We start from the raw sequence: 23,667 nt of genomic DNA on the forward strand, positions 1-23,667 counted from the left end.
GGGAGGTGTGGGGATTTGGTTATACATAAAAGGTTATAATGATTATAACCAAAAGCTAAGCGACACTATTATATGTGGATCGCCTAGCATGTATTTTTGAGGTGAAAAGTAAACTTGATTACTCTACTCGCAAGTAACAGTAAACGTAGATCGTACGGTGTGTTGACCTGCAGGATAGTGGTGCTTCGACTTCTTCATCTTGGCGTAGAACTTCAGTTCTCCAGCTCTAACATCTTCAAACGTACCGTTATGATTTTGCTCTTCATATTCAGGACCATGCTCTGGCACCAACTTTATGCGCAAGTGACCATTGGAATTCAAAATTCCGGTGTCACTGGTGTAGTCTAGAGTTGCTTTATTCTCTCCAGCGTTGTTCACCAAAATTGCGATTGCTGGAATATCGGTATACTCCTCATCATAACCAAGAACACCAGCTTGTATCCCTTGGCCTTCCCAGCCACACATCGGAGTTACAGAGCCATTAAAAATAACGTAGCTGCTACTCTCTGCAGCCATTGCACCAAAAGGCAGAAGTATCAATGTAGCTAAAGAGATTATTCTATTTTTCATTTTTGCTCTTTCTGATGTTTAATAAATAACCAACTATTATCCGCAACTGATTGACCACTTCATTCTTATTTCATGGTCACCAGCGGTTACCTTAGAAACGGGTAAATCAACACGAACTTTTAGATCTATCTCTCGGTCGGCACCCAGTTCAGATGCATTTAACTCAACACCTCTTCTCCAATAGTTCGCATCACCCTCGTAGCGATCGGGGGTGTCTAATTGAAGACGAATCAAGTGCAACCCTTTATCTACACTAAGGTCTCCGACTTGAACATCATCGAGTTTAAGCTCCACTCTTTGATAGTTCTCGCTCATTCTAACCTTAAAACGAGCTGCATTACCCTGATAAAACTCAGAGAAGGAAATATCACCGTTGCTCTCTATAGTTTGTAGCTCACATTCGGCGATAACCTGTTTTGATTTTGGCTTTATCGGCTCTCTAATCTCTGCAAAAACATTCAAAGAACAAGATGAGACAAGCAGCGAAAGTAAAGTAGCTCCAAAAACACTTTTCCTCACCTAGTTCACCATTACTCTAACCATAAAATCGGTTACTGCTTGTTCAGTGATATCCGTATTAGAAACCGTTTTTTCCTCGTTAATTAGAACCTGAAAAGAGGTATTAAGAGATATATCTTTGTCATCATAGTGATAGTTAATCACTTGGTCGCAAGTAATTACTTTATCGTGATTTTCATCGAGAATAGTTTCTGTGTAATTAAGTCGACTAAATGTACCTTGGAGTTGAATTTCACTCCAATCGATATAGTCAGAGCTAGATATTGCATCAAAAACGCGGCGCTCATGATATTCCGCACCTTGATAACAAAATTGTTCTAGGTGCTCGGCATGACCTTTCTCCATTCCTTCTTCAGCAAAAGATGAAGTTGCCAACAATGAAAATGTGCTAATCGTTAGCACTCGACATAAGTTTTTCACTATGAATTCCAAAATAAGAGAGGCGATATTGATATCGCCTCTAAAACAAACTAGTTACAAGTTACAGTGAACGTCGTTGTTACTGTGTGTGTACCAGCTGAGTAACTGGTCGCCGGGTCAACTGCACGTGCGTAAAACTTTAGGTCACCTGCCGGAACATTATTAAATACCGTATTCGATTCCTGCTCTGGATAAGTTTCGTTTTCTCCATCCACAAGTTTAATCATTATATCAGTAGTTGGGATTGCGATAGCACCGTTACCACCAGCAACACTTGTAGTTGTCGACATAGCAAGATCGGCTTGATCATTACCGTTTTTGTTGTTTACTAGCGTAGCTTTTGCTGGCTGCTGTTCGTTGAAATCTACGAAGCCAAGCTTACCTGGTTGATGATCAGCTACGTCCCAGCCACATGCTGGATCTACATCACCGTTCCAAATAACTTCACCGTTGTTATTTGTTGCACTTGCAAATGCAGGAGTTAGAGCTGCTGTCGTTGCGATAGCTAGCAATTGTTTTTTCATTATCGTTTCCTTTTTTACTAAAAATAATGAAAGAAAAAAGCCATTTCTAAATATCGAAAACTATTCAGAAAAGGTGGTGCTTTCTTGTTTCATTTTTAAAAGACGGTATTTTTCCGCCTCAATTTGAAGAAGTTTGAGCTCGTGTTCGGCTTGAGCTAATTGCTCGTCTCTATTGCGCTGACGAAGCTCAAACTCATAAAGTTTTGTACAATCCACTCGGTCTTCACCGCCAAACTGAATGGTCATGGCTGCGTATATACCTGCTTCATCTTGGTTTTGTTCGTAGTAGTTGTTGTAGTAGTTATCACTATCTTCGTTACCCATGGCTCCGTATGTGCCTACTTGAAAAGTCTTACCTGTTGAGACAGCTTGCTCACAACTTGCACCATCTGTTGTTCTAATCCGGTCTGTGCCTGAAGGGTTCGAAATACTAGGAATCGGGTTTGCCAATACAAATGGGCTCCATAGGCACCCTAGAAAATAAAGTTTCTTCATAACTAGAACCTTTTAAACGTTAGCTTGGTGCAGGTTTCGTAATCATTCTCTTCCCCTGTAACCATCAAAGTACAAACGTGTTTAACCGACGTTATCCCCGGAGGCGTATCTACGGTTATGTCTAGCTCTATTTCTTGATTAGGAGAAAGCACTAGTTTATTGGGGAATTTCTTATCATCTATACGCACGTAAAAAGGCGCTGTTTTGTTGAACTTATTGATCAGCTTAAATTCAACGTGGGTTTTATCTGAGTATGTTTGGTAACTGGTTTCATTCCATTGATGGATATTCGCACTTACCTGCGCTGACAAAGCAACGCAACAAATGCTAAACAGCGAAAGCAGTAGTTTTTTCATATTCAGCTCCAAATTAACTTGCCTGTATTCGTAATAGTTAGACAGGGTACGATCAAAAAGACCTTGATAATGTCCATTTCGTGCCACCCACGACATTTATTTCGCAGGGCGAATTTTATGCAATGTTAATTTGTAGAACACTTAGCCTCAAATTACTGGTTTTCATAACAGCTATGACTACGAGTAATATCATTACTTGATTTATGAAAATAACGAGGCTTTGTTGCTTAGCGCACCTCGGCATGTTAGAAAAGCATGATCACTCAACAGATCAATTAACCATGCCTCAACATCAAACATTTGAAGACCTAGTCCACTCTCGTCGCTCCGTTCGAAAATACGACCAAACCGCTGACTTTGACCATGAAAAGGTACAAAAAGCCTTAGAACTCACCGTACTAAGCCCAAACAGCAGCAACATGCAGTTGTGGGAGTTTCATCGAGTCATCAGTGCAGATAAGCGTGCTGAACTAGCGAAATACTGTATGGGGCAAAATGCAGCTAAGACGGCAAACGAAATGGTGGTTTTTGTGACTACGCCAGACAAATGGCAACAAAGAGCTAAAATGAATGCAGCACAGGTACGTGAGAATTTTGCTGGCAGACCAATGGATGACATCGCAAAGCGTGCGACTAAATACTACGAAAAGCTGATCCCGTTTGTTTATAGTAATGACAGGTTTGGTGTTAAAGGCTTTCTCAGAAAGATTATGATGACCTTTATGGGTATCAAAAAACCTATGTTCAGAGAAGTCACCAAGCAGGATTTACGCGTCTGTCTTCACAAGAGTACTTCACTCGCTGCAATGACATTTATGACCGCAATACGTGACCAAGGTTATGACACATGTCCGATGGAAGGCTTCGATTCAGTTCGCGCTAAGAAACTGCTTGGGCTCGGCAAAAATGATGAAATTACCATGATTGTCAGCGTCGGCAAGCGAACTGAAGAAGGCATATACGGTGATAGGCATCGAGTGCCAAACGAAGACGTCATTTTCAAACATTAGACTTATCAACTCAAAGGAAAGGAAGCTCCAATTGCCAACACTCGCTCATTGGAAACTGATACTGATTCTGTTTGTTGGCATCCTTTCGGGGTGTGCCACTCAGCAGACGCCTCCTCCCAAGTCAGTCACACATCATCTAGGCTACCAGTCTGACAGCCGGTTAGCTGAATACTTTGACCAATCTGAGTATGACACCTCGGTTTACACAGGATTTTACCCCTTAGATACTGGGCACGATGCGCTACTTGCACGCATTGTGTTAATAGAATCCGCAAAACACACCTTAGATCTTCAATACTACATTTATCGTGATGATGAGACTGGTCATTTGATGACTTGGCGACTGTTTGAAGCAGCCGAGCGTGGTGTTCGTGTTCGAGTTTTGTTAGACGATATGCAAAAGCGAAGTGATGACGATCTCGCTTATCTGAACTCCCACCCTAATATCGATGTGCGACTCTTCAACCCTAACAATTATCGTTCAGCGAGAAATCTCGGGTTTCTCGCTGACTTCGAGCGCCTTAATAGCCGTATGCACAATAAGTCTCTCACTGCCGATAATGTAGTTAGCATTGTGGGTGGTAGAAACATAGGTAATGAGTATTTTTCTTACTATTCCCCAGTCGAATTTGGTGATTTTGACCTACTGCTTTACGGCAATACCGTAGAGCAAACAAGTGATCAATTCGATGAGTACTGGAACAGCGACTTTGCCGTTCCCATTGACTGGATCACCTCTAGTGCAAAAGAATTAAAAAGAGAAGAAATAGAGCAATTTGCTGTCGACAAGGAGCTGGAGAAACAATTTACCTCTGGGGCATACGATATGACCCAACTGCAATTTTATTCGAAGATGCAGGACCATAAACTGAAGTTATATTGGGGAACTGGCCGACTGCTTTACGATAAACCCAATAAAATCATTGGCGAAGGAAGCCAATTAATTGACGACTTAAAGTTAGTCTTAGAAGGCGTTGAATCGGAACTTATCATCATTTCCCCCTACTTCGTACCCACAGAGGTTGGCACTAAATTACTTGTCGACGGTGTGAAATCAGGGAAAAAAGTAACGATTATTACTAACTCCCTTGCCTCCAACGACGTGTACGCTGTCCATGGTTGGTATTCCAAGTATCGAAAAGATCTTATTGAGGGGGGCGTAGAACTGTGGGAAATGCGAGCGTCGGCTAAGATAAGAAGCAAATGGTCTATGACAGGAAGCGGGCACTCTAGTTTACATGCCAAGATAATGCTGATTGATGATGATATTTTGTTCGTAGGCTCAATGAACTGGGATCCTAGGTCTGCGCATATCAACACTGAAATGGCAGTAATGCTTGAACACGAACCTTTCGTAACCGAGTCTAAATCAGAGATGCGATTACAACTGATTGAGTCGGCTTATAAACTCGAATTAGAAGACGGTGACCTAGTTTGGCGAAATCTCGACAATGGAGAGACATATACTAGCGAACCTGACGCAAGTTTATGGCGGCGAATGGGAGCATGGATGGCAGGTGTTCTGCCTATCGAAGACCAATTATAAAAATAGCCGACTATCACGTCGGCTATTTTGTACGTATAGACTTATCTAACCTAGATAGTGAAGTTCACACCGACGAAGTGAATGCGCCCGTCGAAGGTGCCGTTAACACCAGCTAAAGAAGCTCCGATAGGTCCATCAACAATAGAGCGTTTTGCAGACTTAACTTCGCCTAGATCAGCGTATTCATAGAAAAAGTCGACTCCTACATTATCCCAGTTGGTAGATGCACCTAGCGAGTAACGATATTGCTCGCCTACTTGAAGATCAACCCATTGTTTTTCAGAGTCATCTTGTGGAGATGTTTCATAAGAGAAACCTGCTTTCAAACGCCAATCTGAGTTAAGTTTGTAGTCTGCACCAATAGCAAACTTCCAAACGTCATCCCAATCTCGCTCGATTGCTACTCCCTCGCCATACCCTAGGTTCAAAACAGTCTCGTCCCAAATGCTCCAGCGGTGAAATTGTACACTTGCTAACAGGTTCAAATCTTCACTAAAACCATAGCGTGTGCTGAAATCTACTATCTCAGGAACATCGATGTCTGTGGATATAGACTGGTTCGTACCCTTGAGCTCTGCATCAAAGCTATGTTCTGATTTAGAGCGGTAGCTTAAACCAAAGTCAAGGTCATCAGAGTGACGGTACATTACGCCCAGATTGTATCCATAAGCCCAATCAGTATCTTTCGCTGCTACAACCTTCTTACCCAAATTTGTAAGCGACATGGTCTGCTCAAACGCCGCCCAACTAAACTGCACACCCCCCCCCACTGACCACTGTTCATTTATTTGATATGACAGTGAAGGGTTAAGAACGATGACATTTAGCGTAATCGAATCTAAAGCGCGAGCACCCGCCCAGTCATCGCCATATTCAAGGCTAGAACCACCAGCAGCACCTAGTGCTAAGCCAAGGTGAACTTTCTCAGAAACCTGGTGAGCATGAAAAACAGAAATAGAGGGTAGATAAGATTGCGCTTCACCGTCTTGAGCCGGAGTATCGGCATCATAAAATTTCATTTTGAGGTCAAACGCCATTACGTTGATGGTCGTTAATGACTCTCCCATGAAAGACATAGTCGCAGGGTTTGTCCACATAGCGGCGGCTGAATCGGTATACACGCCGTCACCAGCGCCTGCGACACCTGCATTGGCGGTCACGGCTTCTTGAAGAAATAAGCCGCTTGCGTTTGCCATGGTTGGCGCTGCTGAAGCAAAGGCTAAAGAGGTCATCATGGCTAAGCGAGAAAATGAGAAGTTAGAAGGTTGCTCAGCTGATACGGTAGATGTGATAGATGAAAGTCTATTTGTTGACATAATTTCCAAAATCTATAATTGAGTAGGCCTTTAGATTTAGCTAATCAATAGCAAAATCTGTATCTGCTAAAATTATACGGATTGACTTATAGCTTGTAGGAATATCGCTTATCACTGAAAAGATAAAGGGAACTTATTGGTTATAAACTTATTGATTTCATAGGTTTTTTGCTACTCTATAACCTATGTAGAGTAGTAATGGCGATAGGATGAGAATTACAGACCTTAATTCACTGAATGTGTTTTTGAATTTAATGCAAACACACTCAACTCAACGAACAGCGAAAAAACTTGGGCGATCACAATCCTATATTTCTAAGGTTTTAGCCCAGTTAAGAGAAGAGCTCGATGATCCTTTGTTCACGCGCAGCGCAGAGGGGTTATCGCCGACCTCTTATGCGTTGAGTATACAACCCAAGCTCCAGAACGCTATCGAGCAAATTTCTCACTCCCTAGAGCCAGAAGAGTTTTCATCAAAAAATGTAGACCGAATTACGATTCACATACTTGAGCCCTTATTAATTCGATTTGGTAGCCCGATTATAAGCAAAATCAGAGAAGAAACTGATGCCATCATAGAAATAAGGAACTGGACTAAGATTTCTGAAAGCATGATTCTCGACGAAGAAGTGGATTTGGGCTTTCATATTTTGAGCGATAAACCTCAAACCTTGTTCCAGAAGAAACTGTATGAAGGCTCTGGGTTAATTATGGGTAATAAAGAGGGAGAGTTTGCAAAGTATATCGCTTCGGGTGTGAATGATTACGAGAATCGATTTCAACGAGCCCTGCCGGATCTTGAGCCGACTATCTTCGTAGATAACAGTATGTTGTTATCTCAATTATTAGATCGTGTGCAAACCATGCGCTACATAGCTTATCGAGAAGATGCCGATATCCCTGATTTGGGTATTGATACAGCGATTATATTGAAAGCCTCTAAAAGAAAGTCTCCTAAGAGCATCTGGATTTCCAATCTAGTTGAAAAGTGTGTGCTTGAAGAATTGAGGTTGAATCCAGACCTTTAACAAACTTTATAACAAAGGGCAGTATCATGATACTGCCCTTTTTCATGGGTTAAATGGTATTTTTTACAACGCGGACAAATACGCTTTGTAAGCTTTAAGGCGAACTGTAGCACCACCAATAATATCCATGAAGCCGAGCATTGGATGTGGTTTTTCAGCTGACACCCAACCAGAACCCGTTGAACCAATTGGGATGTTGTAGCCTTCTGGCTCTTCAAACTCAATTACGATCGTACGCCCGTGAGAGTTCATATTGTTTCCAACGTGCTGCCTAACATGTTGGCTACCTTGACGAACTTGAACTTGCGCTTCACCAGTACCTGTCGTGACACTATGTACACGGCCACGAAAAATTTCACCTGGATAAGCATCTACATAAAACTCAGCAAACTGCCCTTCCTTGATCCCTCGATATGTTTGATCAGGAATACGCATCTCAACAAACTTCCTCTCCGTTGAATACAGATGCATGTTGCCGGTTCGTGTACCGCTAGTAATGTTGGTAATGGATAACTGACCATCAAAGGGAGCACGTACTTCACGACGTTCATGCTGCCACTTTGCAGACGCTACTTGCGCTTCGATGTTCATGATTTGAGCATGCGCCGCAGCAATCTTAGCTTCTGCTGTTTCAATGGCTGTGCGAGTATTATCACGTTCAGAGTCATGTGAGAAATCCTTTAACTTCTCCAATCTACCAAGCGTTTTCTTGTCGTTTTTCTGTTGCAGTCTAAGGGATAGAATTTCCGCTTCACTGGCTTTCTTTTGAGCGGCAAGGCTTTCTAGTTGTGATTCAGTATCTTCAGAGCGAAGCGTATAAATCAGGTCACCTTTTTTAACCATCTGGTTGTGAGTAACAAATACTTGATCAACTTCTTGACCAAATAATGGGCTCAATACGGCATGAGGCGCTTTCACTGTCGTACTGTCTGTTAAGTCTGCAGGAGACCAAAAACGGTGTGCAATAAATAACATGGTCGCTAAAAGCATACCTGTACTGACCATGAAGGTACCGCTACGTAGGTTCCACTTAACCACACCTGTCTTAACTAAAATCCAGCAAATCAGGATGTAAGGTAACATAATCTCTTTCATTGATTATTCCTCAGATGCTTTAGTTTGAGTTTTGCCAGAAATACCATTTCGAATGATTTTAGAGATGGACTCTCCAATCACATCCCAGCGGGCAAATGCGATGATGATGGCTAGAACCCACCACACCTTATTGATAAATAGACCACACAAAGAGAGGGCGAAAACGATTTGTGTGTGGGCACTCGACATCTCTGATGCCTTATGTACCGCAATTTCATGTAGTTGCCAGAACAAATACGCTAGATAAACCAGTATTGCGATAGTGACAAAGAATACGAAGCCCATAAAGACTTCAGAATCGAGTAGTTTGAGGATTGTAGGGTATCCGTCGACGAAATATTCAGCGGGTAGATCCTTTCCGTGGATCGAGCCTAGTTTGGATAAAGCAATTGATGCTCCAGCGATAACGCCAAAAACAATCACGGCTTTAAGCACATATAAGACTACTGAAATGATGCTCCTTGCTATTTTTCTTCCCATGCCTTCGTTAGAAGAAGGTAAAGACGTAGCAGACATTTTTTATTCGCTTATTGTTATGAGTTTCGCGCGAATTTTATGCTATCTGCAGTACGCTGTAGGAATATACGTTATTCCTTTTTCTTACGCGCACACTTAATCCCTGTTTAACTAAAAACAGTGACGGTTCTGAAACACCAAAAAGCAAATTTTTAATTTAGGACGCTATTTAGGGTCCTATAGCGCACCAAAGAAGATACACAGCAACAACATCGCAATCGCTATGGCAATGTGCCCTACTTCAACCGGCCCTAATCCAAATTCGAGTTTTTTCATGTCAGTATTCTCTTTTTGAAACTCGACTTATTGTAACCAAGCACCCTAAAGAGATAACGCCACTGAAATTTAGATGGTCTATAAAACTGATTTATGAATAAGAACTGTAGGCATGGCTATATCGAACGTTGTCCAACTAAGATATCCTAAATTAAACATACTCGTTCTCACTCAGACTATAGATTTTTCATGAAAACTGAAGACTTGAAACTGTTCCTTCGCGTTGTTGAATTGGGTAGCTTTACCGCTGCAGCAAACGCACTCGATCTGCCACGAGCTAATGTCAGCAGACGTATCAACGACCTAGAAAAAGAACTCAATACACAGTTGTTCCATCGAACTACTCGTTCACTCTCGCTCACTCATAACGGTGATAGTTACTTCAGCAAAGTACAAAAGGTCGTAGAACTTTTAGACGATGCCAATCAAGCTGTGACCTACTCTAGTCGTGAAGTATCAGGAAAGGTGAAGCTCGGTTTACCTGCAGAGATCTACGAGTACGTTCAGCCTGCCTTATTTGATTTTCATGATAAGTATCCGAACGTAGAGCTTGACCTTCGTATGGTGAGCAATGGCTTTCAAGAAGTGTATCAATACGGTTTGGACATCTCTTTTCATGGTGGCGAACTCGAAGATTCTGATTTAATCGCAAAGCCTCTTATTCAACTCAATCACAGCTTACTCGCTTCTCCTGACTACATTAAAAATAATGAATCAATACACGCATTGACCGATCTTCATCATCATAAAGTGATGTGTTACCGCTGGCCTAGTGGCAACGTCGATAACTTGTGGCATTTTGAGTGCGAACAGATCTCGGTTTCCCCTTGGCTCGTCTGTAATAGCATAGGGTTTATTCGTAAAGCCCTTGTCATGGGCAGAGGGGTTGGTTTTCTACCTGAGCTAGTCGTTAAAGAAGAGTTACTGCAAGGCAAGTTGGTTAAGGTATTACCTGAACTGGCTGCTGTACCCTATCAATCCTACCTACTGCATCCAAAGCCACAGACACTCAACTATGCCAGTCGTTTATTGATAGATTATTTATTACAAAGAATCCCTCAGGACAACCAATTGTCACATTAAATGAGACAGTGAATCTTAAGTGGGGCAGATTATCTAATACAAATAAACACTTACAATCGGGCTATTAGAATATAGGAGCCCGAATATGCAGTATTCAAAAACGTTAATAGCAAGTGCCGTCGTCTTGCTACTGAGCGCATGCCAACAGATAGAATCCACACCTAAACTCGCGTCTAAGCCCCAGCGCAGTATCCAAGTTGTAGAGCTTAAAGACCCGTCATTTAAATCTACAAAACAATTCACGGGTGTTGTGCACTCTCAAGAGAAGGCGGGTGTCGCCTTTCGAGTTCCAGGAACCATTACCGAACTGCTTGTCAGCAAAGGCGATGTCGTGAAGAAAGGTCAAACCATTGCTCGCCTTGACCCACACGATTACCAAGTCGCTCTAGAAGAACTAGAAGCACGTATGCTTGAAGCTAAGTCTGCTCATAAGCTTGCTAAGGCCGAACTCGCCCGAGTAGAGCAAGCGATTGATGCCGATGCGATTGCCGATGTGAATCTTGACCGAGCCATCAGTGGTTATGAGCGAAGCTTGTCAGCGGTAAAAGTTGTACAAAAGAACATTCAGCGTGCTGAAGATACCCTCAGCTACACAGAATTAAAGGCGCCATTTAGTGGCGTAGTTGGTAGTGTCAATTACGAGCAGCATGAACAGGTTCTACCTGGTATCGCAGTGGTTTCGCTACAGAATAATGACGAGCTTGAAGTGGATATAGATGTACCTGAGAACCTCATTCACGAGTTTAAATCCAATCAACAAGTGCGAGTAACCTGGTATCAAGCTAAAGAACCCCTTTCAGCAACCGTGAGTGAAATCTCCACCAAACCTCATCTAATCAAGCAAACCTACACGGTTACTATGACTTTAGATAAGCCATCAGATCTTGTCTTCCCTGGCAAGTCGGTCACGGTATTGGCAAATCTGTCCCTCGCTGACTCCTCTTACTGTGTTCCTTACTCTGCCCTAATAGGCAGCAGACACGAAATGCGCGTGCATATTGTAGAAGATGGCATCATTGTCCCTCGCTCTGTTGACCTAGATTCAATCGATGCAAGTACCGCCTGCATTAAAGGGGAATTCTCTATGGGAGACCAAGTTGTCGTCAGTGGCACACACTACCTTGAAGAAGGTGACAAAGCAGACAAAATCACTGTGCGAGAGTTGTAGGAACAAACATGATTAATCTAGCTGAATTTGCCATCAGACAACGTACCTTCGTCCTCTTCTTCACAGTGCTCAGTATCATTGCTGGACTGTACTCGTACTTTGATCTGGGAAAACTAGAAGACCCGACATTTACCGTTAAAACGGCGGTTGTGGTAACCCTTTATCCTGGAGCAAGCGCAGAAGAAGTAGAGCAACAAGTCACAGATACCGTAGAAACCAAGCTGCAAGAAATGGCTGAGCTTAATCGCTTACGTTCATTATCTCGTCCTGGAGTCTCAATGGTGTTCGTTGACCTTAAGGAAAGCCTCAATTCACAAGAGCTTCCCCAACAATGGGATCTGCTTCGCCGTAAAGTTTCAGATGTAAAATTGCAATTGCCAACTAGTGCTCAGATCTCGATCGTTCAAGATGAGTTCTCTGAGGTGTATGGAATGCTGTTCTCTATCCATAGTACCGATGCTGCCCCAGAAGAGCTGCGTCAGTATGCACAAGAGTTGCAACGTCGCATCAAAGCGGTATCAGGCATTAAAAAAATAGAGCTGCATGGCGTACAACCTCGAGTAGTTAATATTGATATGCCAGATGAGCGCTTAGCGCAATACGGCCTTTCTGTAGCGCAAGTTTGGAGCCAATTAAACACTCAAAACATGACCTTTGAAGCCGGTCAATTTGCGGCAGATCAAGAACGTATCAGAGTTGCACAAACCAGTGAATTTAAGTCTCTTTCTGATATTAAAAACTTGGTTATCAAAGGCGGAATTAGTGAACTTGGCAGTGGCATGATACGTCTCGGTGATATTGCAGATGTAACTATGGGCTATCAAACTCCAGCGCTCACTGAAAACCGATTCAATGGCGAGCCCTCCGTTACCCTTGCCGTTAGCCCCGTGGATGGCATCAATGTTGTGTCTCTTGGTGATACCATCAATCAGATCATCGATGATTTTAAAGCAGAGTTGCCATTAGGTGTAGACGTGTCGACGGTTGCCTATCAACCAGAACAAGTACAAATTGCTATCGACGACTTCGTAGCCAACCTAATGGAAAGTATCGCAATCGTATTTGTGGTATTGCTTATTTTCATGGGATTCAAGAGTGCAACTATCGTTGGTGCAAGCTTACTGATCACCATCCTACTGACCCTCATTTACATGAACATCGCTGACATTGACTTGCATCGAGTCTCTTTAGGTACCTTCATTCTTGCGCTAGGTATGTTAGTTGATAACGCCATTGTTATTACTGACATGATGCAGTCTAAGATGAACAAAGGCATCGAGAGAACCAAGGCTGCCATTGAATCAGTAAAAGAAACATCTGTACCTTTGTTAGGTGCAACTGTCATTGCCATTATGGGTTCTAGCCCAGTGCTGTTTTCAAAGACGGACGCCGCTGAGTTTGCAGGTTCGGTATTTAGCATCATCGCGTCTTCATTGTTGCTGTCGTGGCTTGTTGCTATGACACTCACGGCACTACTTTGTTGGTTATTCTTGAAACCAAGCAAAAAGGGTGCTGATCAAAAAAATCCACTGCTATCAAAAATGATCAATACGATTGTTGATAACCCAATTAAAACCTTGAGCACTTTGGTGCCTCTAATCGTGGCGACAGCAGTGTGTGTGCCTTATATTGCTATCAACTTCATTCCACAGTCTGACAGACCCATTGTATTTCTAGACTATTGGCTTCCGAACGGCTCAAAAATAGAACAGACCTCTGCAGACATGAAGCAGATTGAACAATGGCTGCTTGCTCAACCGGAAGTAGAAAGTATTTCTACCTCTATAGGAGCTAGCGCACCAAGATTCTCTGTAACTGTAGAACCAGAGCCCCTAGACCCTGCATATGGCCAAATCTTAATTAATACTACGGATTACTTTGCCATTGATGGACTTGTTACACGCGGAGATAAATGGCTTGCAGAAGAATTTCCAAATGCCGAGCCAAGATTTAGAGCACTTAAAATGGCTACCGCCGATAAGTATGCCGTGGAAGCTCGCTTCTCTGGACCTGACGAAGAAGTCCTGCATCAACTAGCAAACGAAGCAAAAGCGATATTTGAGAGCCATCCAGATGCAAAATACGCTCGTGACGACTGGCGTCAGCAAAGCAAAATGTTGGTACCAATTATCAATCAAGACAAAGCGCTGCGAGCTGGTATTAACCGAGCAGATATCGCCTTTGCGATAAAGCGAGGTACAAGCGGTATGCCTTTAGGTCGTATGAACCTTAATGATGAGTTGATTCCGATTCAGTTGCGCGGTTCAAATCAAAACATGTCTTCCCTTGAAACATTGCCTGTTAAATCTCTGCTAGGGCTACATTCTGTGCCACTAGGCCAAGTAGTAGATGGTTTCGAATTAAAAACCGAGGAAAGCATGATTTGGCGTCGTGATCGAGTAAAAACCATTACTGCTCAAGCCGCTGTTGAACGCTACACCACTCCGGCAAATGTTCGCAATGCCATCAAGGATCAAATAGAAGGTATCTATCTACCTCCGGGCTATAGCATGGAATGGGGCGGAGAATACTATGACGAAAATAAAGCGGTCGTCGATATAATGAAACAGCTACCAAAGGCTCTATTGATAATGACGGTCATCATGATTGCTATGTTTAATGGGTTTAAACAAACAGCGATCATCTATACCACCCTGCCACTCGCAGCAACAGGTGCGACATTCTCCTTACTATTACTGGATAAACCATTTGGTTTCATGGCTCTAATTGGCGCGATTACCTTAACAGGAATGATCATCAAAAACGGTATTGTTTTGATGGACCAAATCGAACTTGAAAGACGCAACGGTCTTGAACTTTCAGATGCGATAAAAGAAGCCACCATGAACCGAACCATGGCCATATCCATGGGAGCATTAACTACAGCGTTGGGCATGATTCCGCTACTCAGCGACCTATTGTTTGATCAGATGGCGGCAACCATCATCGGTGGATTAGCTGCAGCGACCGTTCTTTCACTAATGGTAATGCCTGCGATGTACAAGCTTGCATACAAAGAAAAACAACCGAAACCAACCATCAACACAGAAATGGCATAAGGGATCTCTCATGAACTTAGTAAAAAAACTGACTCCCATTACGTTAACTCTGTTGATTGCAGGTTGTGCTGTAGGGCCTGATTATCAAGAGCCTGAAACAACGCTCGCTGAAACCTATCTCTATGCAGGCAATCAAGGGAGTATTGATTCAGAGTATTGGTGGAAGCAATTTAATGACCCTACGCTAAATCAGATGGTCATTGATGTTCAGCAGCAAAACATCCCTTTGCAGCTGGCAGCTGAACGTATCAAGATGGCCGATTCCTACAAAAAAGCCATTGAGTCTTTTAAGGTGCCTACCGTGAGTATTGGCGCAGGCTATTATAATTACCAACTTAGCAAAAACGACTCTTTGCTGGGGCCTGCTTTAACTCCAACTGATGTTCCAGGTGCGGGTTCTGTCACCCTACTGGATAACCAACACGATGGTGTTTTTGTTGGAGGTTCAATTAACTGGGAACTGGATCTGTTCGGTAGAATTGATCGTCAAGCCAACGCTGCCTCTATCCGAGCAGAGCAAGCTGAAATATTTCAAAGCGGATTAGCAACGCTAATCACAGCAGATCTCGTGCACAACTACGTTCAATATCGAGGCGCAAGGGAACGAAAACTTCTCGCTATGGAAAATATCGAAGACCAACGTAAAACACTCACCTTGGTCGAGAAAGTAGTGGAATCAGGCTTTGGTTCTGAGATGGACTATGCACAAGCAAAGGCAATGCTCGCGGCTACCGAATCCATTATTCCACAGCTTGAAATCGCAGAGCAGGTTCACAAATATCGCCTTGCCATTATACTAGGTGAACCACTCACTAAAGTTGATGTTCGCCTAGCTGACGATAACGAACTGCCAGAACTATCTGCGCTGATACCTGTCGGTCTACCTTCAGATTTGGTTAAGCGTAGACCTGATATTAGAATGGCAGAAAGAGAAATGGCCGCTGTAAATGAAGAACTGGCGGCAAGTGTGGCTAATCGTTATCCAAAGTTCTTTTTGACTGGCTCGCCTGGTGTGTCTGCAAGTAGCTTTGATGACCTATTTAGTAGTGATTCGTTTGGTTGGGCTGCAGCTGTCGGCGTTAGTTGGAATGTCTTTGATGGTGGCCGAGGCGAGGCCATGGTTGAGTTAAACGAAGCTCGCTTCAAATCAGCAGCATTAAGCTATCAACATACCGTTGATTCAGCCTTTGCAGAAGTCGATTCGGCTCTATTCGCTTATGGTCGAAGCCAGCAAAACCAAACCCAACTTAACGAAGCCGTAGAAGCGACAGATAAAGCGGTATCAAAGGCAAAATCTTTGTACAAGGCGGGCTTGATTGACCACTTATCAGTGTTGGACGCGCAACGTCAGCAACGTGTTATCCAAGATCGCCAAGTCGCAGCTAAGTTGCAATCGGCTAATAGTACAATTGCTGTGTACAAAGCGCTTGGTGGAGACTGGAGCACCTCCCCTCAAGCTTAGAAGTAACAATGTAGCTACCAGGGATAAAGCCACTTCAATTTGAAGTGGCTTTCGTATATAAAACGATTTGATTAGTGACCTACTTCTAAGTTGAAGAAATACGCTACCTTTAGTTAATTCACCAACCTATAAGCGTTTCAACAGGCACATGATCTGAACCATTAATTTCCACTAATGCTTCCCTAGCACAAATAGAAAAACGAGAATCTCCCTCGCTTTTTACCCAAAGATGATCGATAGAGGCCATAGCAATAGCTGGCACTTGAAAATCAGATCGTGTCCCCTTCCAGCTGGCTACGGGCAGTGACTGATAACCTGTAAATGCGTTTTTATAGGTAGGACTTGAAGCGGAGAGATTGAAATCACCAATCACCATATTTTTTTCAACAGCAGAACTGTTAGCCAAGTATTCTACTGTACGAATTAATGCGTCTCGTCGATACCACAATGCTTTGTTGCGTGGCGATGGTGGATGCGCTGCCAGTAGTCCTATATCTATACCCGATCTGGGTTGCCATATTCCACGAATGATATTCTGTCCATCTGGAGTACGAAACACTGACATGCCATACAACAGATGGCGGCTTAATATTAATTGATTGGAAGGATAGCCCACTTTAGGTTGCCCACCATAACGATGAGGGTAGAGGTTCGATAAATGCGCAAAGGCTTGCCCGTGTTCAGGAGAGACTTCTTGCATCACCACTAAGTCAGGCTTCGCTTTCTCTAGGTATTCGACAAACTGTTTAAGATTGGTATTCTCAAATGCTAAGTTATATTGAGCAACTGTGACAGTGTCACTGCAAGTTTGTTCTGTGACTGCTTTGCTGTTTGGTGTGAAAGAAAAAAATAACAGTCCAAAGCTAATATTTACCACAAGCAGATACCTGTCTTTTAATAGGACTGAAATCAAAGACAACGCTATGTAAACGGCAAGCAATATAAAGGGAATAGCAGTGAGGTTTTCGGCCCACCAAGCTTCAGACATAAAATAGCACCACACCCAAATTGATATAGGGATGATGCTAAGTAGTAATAGAATCAATTTCTTAATATCAGCAAGCCTATGAAAAATAGCGACTAATTTACATTCTAGGCACTATTTTTGACTTTAGCCTCACCATTGAGCAATTTCGGTAATTACAGCTTCTCAGTCGACGATACAATCTGGAAAATGACCTTGAAACAAGGCCTCGGTTTCATCATCTATTACTTGAATATCTAAAATCACATCCTTAAGTTCAGCGCCAGTTAAGCGTAACTCGTCTTTGATTTGATATTCAGTAGCAATTTGTTGCTCATAAAGCTGCCAGTGAGCAAACAAACAATGTTCAACATCTTTTCCTGGCCAGGTCACCTTCAAAAAAGGCTTAAAAGCGACAGCACCACCAGCATGAACTAAAAATCGCCACATTACGGTATCCGGCTCTGACGTATGGTCGCTAACAGGCTCTGGTACACTTTCGTAGCACATGCTAACCAAATTACCGATGTTACTGCGCATTTCACCGAAATTTTTATCCAGTTCTTCGACTTCGTTTTCGGGGTGATGAATATAATCGAGCATGATCTGAAGCATTTGCGGTTTACGCAACATATACGCCATGAGATGCGCTAGAAACAAATACAGTCTCTCTTGGCTTGGTAGTTCGGAGGGAATCTGTTCATTTAGCTTTTCGGTATAGTCATCCATATACTGATGAATACTCAGAATAATGGCAGACCAAATTTGGTTTTTCACACCAAAGTAATGCCTGATCAGCCCATGCGTCACACCTGCCTTTTCACTTATGTCACGAATGGAAACCTGGTTGTAGCCGTTTTCACAAAACAAATAGGCTGCGCTAGTTAGTATTTTTAGTCGTGTACGTTCAGCTTCTTCCGCTGTCCGTCTGCCTTGCTTTCTTTGATTCATTCATCGCTCCGAAATTGTCTTCTTCAATACTACCATCTTTTACAAATTATTTTTACTATACACTCGTAAAATATATTGATCGGATCAATAGGTTCGAATTATACTGCACGCGTGTGTAATAAAATCGAGTGCGTATTGTGAAGCATTTATTCGTAAGAGGGGCTGTCATCTTAGTCGGTCTCTCATTAAGTGGTTGTTACAAGGCTGGTTCCAATGAGCCCGTCGTTGAACTAACTAAGCCAGTTAAGATTGAAAGGTTTGAATCCAACCAAGAGTCGACCCCGTTTCAATTCTTGGGAGAGGTATCAGCCTCTCAAACTACCCCTATTTCATTCCGATTAGGCGGTGAGGTCACTAAGATCCATGTAGAAATGGGTCAAGAAGTGAAACAGGGGCAACTGCTTGCTGAGTTAGATAAATCCGACTATCAACTGCAACTTCAAAGTAAGCAGGCACAGTTTGACTTGGCTAAGGCGCAATACTTACGTGCCAAACGTATGGCTAGTCAAAAACTGATCAGCAAAGACTCATTCGAACAAGCGGTAACTCGCTATCAATCGACGCAGGCTGAACTGGCACAAGCAAAAACTGATCTGTCCTATACCCAGATTCATGCACCGTTTGACGGACAAATATCCATTCGATTTGTAAACCCTTATCAACTCGTTGCTCCACAACAACCTATTTTCAATCTTGTTGATACCTCTTCCTATGAGGTTGTTGTGTCAGTGCCTGTTGTTACCGCACATAAATTGATGGGTCGAGAATACTCATTGAGTTTTGAGCTCGATGGAAGAGCTACCCATCCAATGAAAGCCAAAATAAAAGAAGTGTCCAGTCAGCCTGATAAAGACACCAATAGTTATCAGGTGACAACAGAGATCGATAACCAAGATATTGCGCTATTACCCGGCAACTCTGGGAGATTAACGGTTCACTTTCCGTCTGACTTTAACGCTCAGGAGCAACTATCTGACAGTGCTTGGATAACCGTAGAATCCAACTCACAGGAAACTGTGGGGAAACTTTGGATATTTGATGAAGCGACCAATAGGGTTCAACAGCGCCAGGTATCAATCAACACAGTGACAGGCAAAGTAACAGGAATAGAAGATGGCGAACTTATCGTAGAAAGTGGCGTTCATTCTCTTCAAGAGGGACAACGCGTGCGCCCATGGACTCGAGAGCGAGGCATCTAATGAAAAAACTTATTTTAGTATCAAGCTTAGCTTTGACTCTGAGTGGCTGTTTCTCTAACGACGAAACAAAAGAAATTACGCCTATTTTTGTAAACACTTATACCGCTGATCAACAAATCGCCATTAGCGAGCGTACCTTTCAAGGCACAACTGTCCCAGCGGACATGACTCCCTTAGCTTTTAGGCACGGCGGGAAGCTTGAGCGATTGACCATTAAATCCGGTGACAGAGTCACAAAGGGTGAGGTGCTTGCCACCTTAGATACGGCAAAACTCAAGCAGCAATTGCAAGATGCCAAGGCGCAGCGAGATCTCGCAAACTCGCAGTTCAAACGTGCCGAGACACTCAAAAGCAAAGGGATGCTATCAGCATCTGAATACGACGAGTTGAAGGCCAATCAACAATTAACAGCGATCCAATACAAGGTGTTGATGCAAGAATTAAAACACTCTCAAATTATTGCACCCTTTGATGGCGTAGTGGCAACCATCGATGTTGAGAGTTATCAAAACATTTCTAGCGGAGAGACTGCGTTCTCTATCTATAAGAACGATGTTATCTATGTCGATGTACCGGTATCGGAAGCCTTTATAGAACAGCTAAAGAAGCTTGATGATCCTTACGATCTTAAAGCTGAAGTACACGTTAAAGCGCTAAATACAAACTATGAGGCCAAGCTAAAGCTTTTCTCAGCAGAGCCTGTAGCGGAAATAAAAGGCTACTTAGCAAGATTCGAACTTAAACAGTCAGTTCGTCAATTGCTACCCGGTACCTCTGCACTCGTTGCTATCAATATCGACCAATTCAAAGACAATGAACAAACAGCCGTACTGGTTCCTTTGAACCTGCTTGTAGCTCAAGAAGAACAAGGTGATTTCTCTGTTTGGAAGGTCGATGAAAGTGGCTCTGCAGAGCTAACCGAAGTTTTAGTTTCAACAACGACAGCTAAGGGTGCCCTAGTCATAGATGGCGTTCAATTAGGCGACCGACTCATCGCATCTCAGCTTTCCAAGTTAACCCAAGGTAAAGAAATCCAATTCGTGGACGGACACCAGTAATATGAATATCGCAAACATATCAATTAAGAACAGCGTTATTAGCTGGATGTTTATTGTGATCCTAGCCATTGGTGGGATCTCATCTTTCTCAAATCTTGGTCGTTTGGAAGACCCAGCATTTACATTGAAAGATGCCATGGTGATCGCTACTTATCCTGGCGCGACAACACTAGAGGTAGAGGAAGAGCTCACCTACCCCTTAGAGAAAGCGATTCGTCAGCTTCCCTATATAGACAAGATCACCTCTACCACATCAGCAGGCAAAACGCAGATCATGGTAAGCATGGGGATGGAGTATGGCCCTGATGAGTTACCACAAATCTGGGATGAAATGCGCCGTAAAATCAATGACCTAAGCCCTAGCCTCCCTCAAGGAGTCCAAGGCATTAGTATCATGGATGACTTTGGCGACGTATACGGTATGTCTCTGCTTCTCACCGGAGACGTGTATACCTACCCTGAGCTAAAACGATTTGCTGACTTTTTATCGCGCGAGTTGGAATTGGTCGATGGTGTCGGTAAGGTCATGATCACCGGTGATCAGCAAGAACAGATATTCGTGGAAGTGTCTACCGAGCGATTAGCGAGCTTAAATCTTGATTACGCTACTGTAGTAGGTCTACTTAGCCAGCAGAATACGGTTCAGCCTGCTGGTGATGTGATGATCTCAGGGCAATCGTTACCTCTTCGCCCTACCGGTAATCTATCTAGCACAGAACAGTTAGAAGACTTGGTAATACACGGTAGAGATACCGGAAAACTGATTCGTCTAAAAGATATTGCCGACATCTCCCGAGGCATTGTAGAAAAGCCTCAAAATGTGGTTTTATATAATGGCCAGCCCGCTTTAAACATTGGCATTTCCTTTGCCGCAGGTGTGAATGTGGTTGAGATTGGTGAGCATGTAAAACAACGACTGGCAGAGCTTGATAATGACACTCCCGCCGGCATGGAGATAAATTACTTCTACGATCAGTCACAAGAGGTCGCTAACTCAGTAGACGGCTTTATCATCAGCCTCGCTCAAGCTGTAGGCATCGTTATCGTTGTACTCTTGTTTGCTATGGGACTGCGAAGTGGCCTAATCATAGGTTTAGTACTACTACTGACCGTTTTTGGCACCTTTATCTTGATGGATTACAACAATATAGAGCTGCACCGCATCTCCTTAGGCGCGCTTATTATTGCCCTAGGTATGCTGGTAGACAATGCGATTGTGGTTGTTGAGGGGATCTTAGTCGGGATCAGGCGAGGCTTGTCAAAAACCGATGCTGCCATCGCAATAGTGAAACAAACGCAGTGGCCTTTGCTTGGTGCGACAGTTATCGCTATTACCGCTTTTGCACCAATTGGTTTGTCCCAAGATGCCACTGGTGAGTTCATGGGTTCTCTATTTTGGGTACTGTGTTATTCGCTATTTCTGAGTTGGGTTACGGCTCTTACCATCACCCCATTTTTAGCTGAGAAGTTCCTTCCAAACAATAAGCAAGATGCAGTAGATGATGGCGAATTGTATAAAGGTGCTATCTTCACCATCTTTAGATGGACCTTGAAGCTTGCTCTTCGCTTTAGATGGACCAGTATTATTGCCTTAGTCGCTTTGTTGGCATCAGCGGTATTTGGATTTGGTTACGTAAAACAACAGTTCTTCCCTGTTTCCAATACGCCGATGTTTTACGCTAACGTTTGGATGCCAGAAGGCACTGATATTCGAGAAACTACAACTGTAACCAAAGAAATAGAAAGTTATGTACGTGGCCTTGAAAACGTTGAATATGTAACGACAACCATTGGACAAGGTCTTCAGCGATACTCGCTGACTTATCAGCCCGAAAAATCTTATGAGTCCTATGCTCAATTGGCAATAAGATCAGACTCCTTGGACAATATGTTCACACTGATAGGTACCTTAGACAACGAACTTGCAAAACGCTTCCCTGTTGCCGACTTTAGACTGCAAGTTGTAGAGTTTGGACCCGCGCCTGCTTCTAAAATTGAAGCAAGGGTCGTTGGGCCAGATACACAGCAGCTGAAAAGTATCGCAGCAGATCTCGAACAAATTATCGCCCAAGATCCTGGCGCGCGAAACATACGCAATAACTGGCGCGAACAAACGAAAACCATTGTGCCAGAGTTTAATGAATCTAAGGCTAGACGCTTTGGGATCTCGAAAGAGGACGTGTCCAATATGCTAAATATGGCATTTGGAGGCAGCACTATTGGTGTTTTGCGTGATGGTACTAAACAACTGCCAATCGTTACTCGACTACCCGACTATGAGCGTCTAGATATTGAAACCATTAACCTGCTGAAGATCTGGAGCCCGGTGTTACAAACCTATGTTCCTATCGAGCAAGTTATTGATGGTCTCAATCTCGACTGGGAGCAATCTCTAATCATGCGACGCGATCGTAAGAGAGAGATTAGCGTACTAGCCGATCACGATATCCTTAGTGATGAAACGCCAGCGGTATTGTTCTCACGCCTGAAGCCTATGGTCGAGGCGTATGAACTGCCAGAAGGGTATTCACTAAAATGGGGCGGTGAATACGAATCTTCTAATGATGCACAAGAAGCACTAGGTGCTGCCATGCCTATGGGATACCTAATGATGTTTATCATTACCATGTTGCTATTTAACTCGTTTAGAAAGCCTCTGGTAATTTGGTTGACCGTACCTCTATCTATCGTGGGTGTCAGCTACGGTTTATTGGCCACCAATCTTCCATTTAGCTTCACGGCACTACTGGGTTTGCTCAGCTTAAGTGGCATGATATTGAAAAATGGTATTGTCCTGATGGACCAAATCAATATTGACTTGGCCAGTGGCAAAGCGCCCTACCTTGCAGTACTTGATAGTGCAACAAGTCGTGTGAAACCGGTAAGTATGGCGGCATTGACCACCATCCTAGGCCTTATACCATTGGTAGCTGACCCATTCTTTGGCTCCATGGCAGTGACAATAATGGCTGGTCTTGGCTTTTCTACCGTGTTAACGCTGGTAGTCGTGCCCTTGCTATTTGCTACCTTCTACAACATAAAATCAGCCTAA

At 43.2% G+C, this 23,667-nt stretch carries 21 protein-coding genes; 10 read left to right on the forward strand and 11 right to left on the reverse strand.

The annotated features are described in order from the left end of the window. Positions 1-123 precede the first annotated feature (123 nt). Genes OCU46_RS14045 through OCU46_RS14070 form a run of 6 tightly spaced genes read right to left on the reverse strand, consistent with a single transcriptional unit; the run spans position 124 to position 2,884 of the window. Positions 124-570 (reverse strand): hypothetical protein, encoded by a 447-nt coding sequence (locus OCU46_RS14045; protein ID WP_141268978.1) that lies wholly within the window; start codon positions 568-570, stop codon positions 124-126. Positions 571-606: 36 nt separating this feature from the next. Then, a complete protein-coding gene (locus OCU46_RS14050; protein WP_141268976.1) occupies positions 607-1,089 on the reverse strand; it encodes a hypothetical protein in 483 nt (160 codons plus the stop codon). Beyond that, on the reverse strand, positions 1,090-1,509 hold the full coding sequence (locus OCU46_RS14055) for a hypothetical protein (RefSeq protein ID WP_141268974.1): 420 nt from the start codon (positions 1,507-1,509) through the stop codon (positions 1,090-1,092). A gap of 50 nt (positions 1,510-1,559) precedes the next feature. Continuing rightward, on the reverse strand, positions 1,560-2,033 hold the full coding sequence (locus OCU46_RS14060) for a hypothetical protein (protein ID WP_141268972.1): 474 nt from the start codon (positions 2,031-2,033) through the stop codon (positions 1,560-1,562). Between the two features lie 60 nt (positions 2,034-2,093). Then, complete coding sequence (locus tag OCU46_RS14065; RefSeq protein WP_141268970.1) at positions 2,094-2,528, reverse strand: hypothetical protein; 435 nt, start codon at positions 2,526-2,528, stop codon at positions 2,094-2,096. Positions 2,529-2,530: 2 nt separating this feature from the next. Beyond that, entirely contained in the window at positions 2,531-2,884 is a 354-nt protein-coding gene (locus tag OCU46_RS14070; protein WP_141268968.1) for a hypothetical protein, read from the reverse strand. Positions 2,885-3,165: 281 nt separating this feature from the next. On the opposite strand from OCU46_RS14070, the gene OCU46_RS14075 reads away from it, so the two are divergent. Continuing rightward, positions 3,166-3,894, forward strand: a complete 729-nt coding sequence (locus tag OCU46_RS14075) for a nitroreductase family protein (RefSeq protein ID WP_141268966.1) — start codon at positions 3,166-3,168, stop codon at positions 3,892-3,894. Between the two features lie 31 nt (positions 3,895-3,925). Continuing rightward, positions 3,926-5,440, forward strand: a complete 1,515-nt coding sequence (locus OCU46_RS14080) for a phospholipase D family protein (protein WP_141268964.1) — start codon at positions 3,926-3,928, stop codon at positions 5,438-5,440. A 50-nt stretch (positions 5,441-5,490) separates the two neighbouring features. On the opposite strand, the gene OCU46_RS14085 is transcribed toward OCU46_RS14080, so the two are convergent. Beyond that, entirely contained in the window at positions 5,491-6,756 is a 1,266-nt protein-coding gene (locus OCU46_RS14085; protein ID WP_141268962.1) for an OmpP1/FadL family transporter, read from the reverse strand. Between the two features lie 209 nt (positions 6,757-6,965). Between OCU46_RS14085 and OCU46_RS14090 the strand changes: the two genes are divergently transcribed. Continuing rightward, positions 6,966-7,784 carry a LysR family transcriptional regulator gene (locus OCU46_RS14090; RefSeq protein WP_141268960.1) on the forward strand — a complete coding sequence of 273 codons (819 nt, stop codon included), beginning with the start codon at positions 6,966-6,968 and terminating at the stop codon, positions 7,782-7,784. 63 nt (positions 7,785-7,847) lie between these two features. Here the strand turns inward: OCU46_RS14090 and OCU46_RS14095 are convergent, their stop codons facing one another. Further along, complete coding sequence (locus OCU46_RS14095) at positions 7,848-8,879, reverse strand: HlyD family secretion protein (protein ID WP_141268958.1); 1,032 nt, start codon at positions 8,877-8,879, stop codon at positions 7,848-7,850. A 3-nt stretch (positions 8,880-8,882) separates the two neighbouring features. Further along, positions 8,883-9,359, reverse strand: a complete 477-nt coding sequence (locus OCU46_RS14100) for a magnesium transporter (RefSeq protein ID WP_167495335.1) — start codon at positions 9,357-9,359, stop codon at positions 8,883-8,885. Positions 9,360-9,860: 501 nt separating this feature from the next. Between OCU46_RS14100 and OCU46_RS14105 the strand changes: the two genes are divergently transcribed. From OCU46_RS14105 to OCU46_RS14120, 4 genes are all read left to right on the forward strand, one after another. Continuing rightward, positions 9,861-10,754, forward strand: a complete 894-nt coding sequence (locus OCU46_RS14105; RefSeq protein ID WP_141268956.1) for a LysR family transcriptional regulator — start codon at positions 9,861-9,863, stop codon at positions 10,752-10,754. An 85-nt stretch (positions 10,755-10,839) separates the two neighbouring features. Further along, positions 10,840-11,922 carry an efflux RND transporter periplasmic adaptor subunit gene (locus OCU46_RS14110; protein ID WP_141268954.1) on the forward strand — a complete coding sequence of 361 codons (1,083 nt, stop codon included), beginning with the start codon at positions 10,840-10,842 and terminating at the stop codon, positions 11,920-11,922. Positions 11,923-11,930: 8 nt separating this feature from the next. After that, a complete protein-coding gene (locus OCU46_RS14115; RefSeq protein WP_141268952.1) occupies positions 11,931-14,981 on the forward strand; it encodes an efflux RND transporter permease subunit in 3,051 nt (1,016 codons plus the stop codon). A gap of 10 nt (positions 14,982-14,991) precedes the next feature. Further along, positions 14,992-16,443: an efflux transporter outer membrane subunit gene (locus tag OCU46_RS14120; RefSeq protein WP_141268950.1), complete on the forward strand. Its 1,452-nt coding sequence runs from the start codon at positions 14,992-14,994 to the stop codon at positions 16,441-16,443. Positions 16,444-16,561: 118 nt separating this feature from the next. Here OCU46_RS14120 and OCU46_RS14125 read toward each other — a convergent pair whose 3' ends face one another. Together OCU46_RS14125 and OCU46_RS14130 are read right to left on the reverse strand one after the other, a co-directional pair. After that, positions 16,562-17,431, reverse strand: a complete 870-nt coding sequence (locus tag OCU46_RS14125) for an endonuclease/exonuclease/phosphatase family protein (RefSeq protein WP_141268949.1) — start codon at positions 17,429-17,431, stop codon at positions 16,562-16,564. 162 nt (positions 17,432-17,593) lie between these two features. After that, positions 17,594-18,358, reverse strand: a complete 765-nt coding sequence (locus OCU46_RS14130) for a TetR/AcrR family transcriptional regulator (RefSeq protein WP_141268947.1) — start codon at positions 18,356-18,358, stop codon at positions 17,594-17,596. A gap of 137 nt (positions 18,359-18,495) precedes the next feature. Here OCU46_RS14130 and OCU46_RS14135 point away from each other — a divergent pair, with 137 nt between their 5' ends. The 3 genes from OCU46_RS14135 to OCU46_RS14145 are packed head-to-tail and all read left to right on the forward strand — an operon-like array spanning position 18,496 to position 23,667. Then, positions 18,496-19,557, forward strand: a complete 1,062-nt coding sequence (locus OCU46_RS14135; protein WP_167495326.1) for an efflux RND transporter periplasmic adaptor subunit — start codon at positions 18,496-18,498, stop codon at positions 19,555-19,557. After that, positions 19,557-20,615 (forward strand): efflux RND transporter periplasmic adaptor subunit, encoded by a 1,059-nt coding sequence (locus OCU46_RS14140; protein ID WP_167495325.1) that lies wholly within the window; start codon positions 19,557-19,559, stop codon positions 20,613-20,615. The genes OCU46_RS14135 and OCU46_RS14140 overlap by 1 nt, the downstream gene beginning before the upstream one ends. A gap of 1 nt (position 20,616) precedes the next feature. Continuing rightward, entirely contained in the window at positions 20,617-23,667 is a 3,051-nt protein-coding gene (locus OCU46_RS14145) for an efflux RND transporter permease subunit (protein ID WP_141268941.1), read from the forward strand.

The sequence above is a fragment of the Vibrio comitans genome (genome assembly GCA_024346835.1).
In the GTDB taxonomy this organism is placed as follows: Bacteria; Pseudomonadota; Gammaproteobacteria; order Enterobacterales; family Vibrionaceae; genus Vibrio; species Vibrio comitans.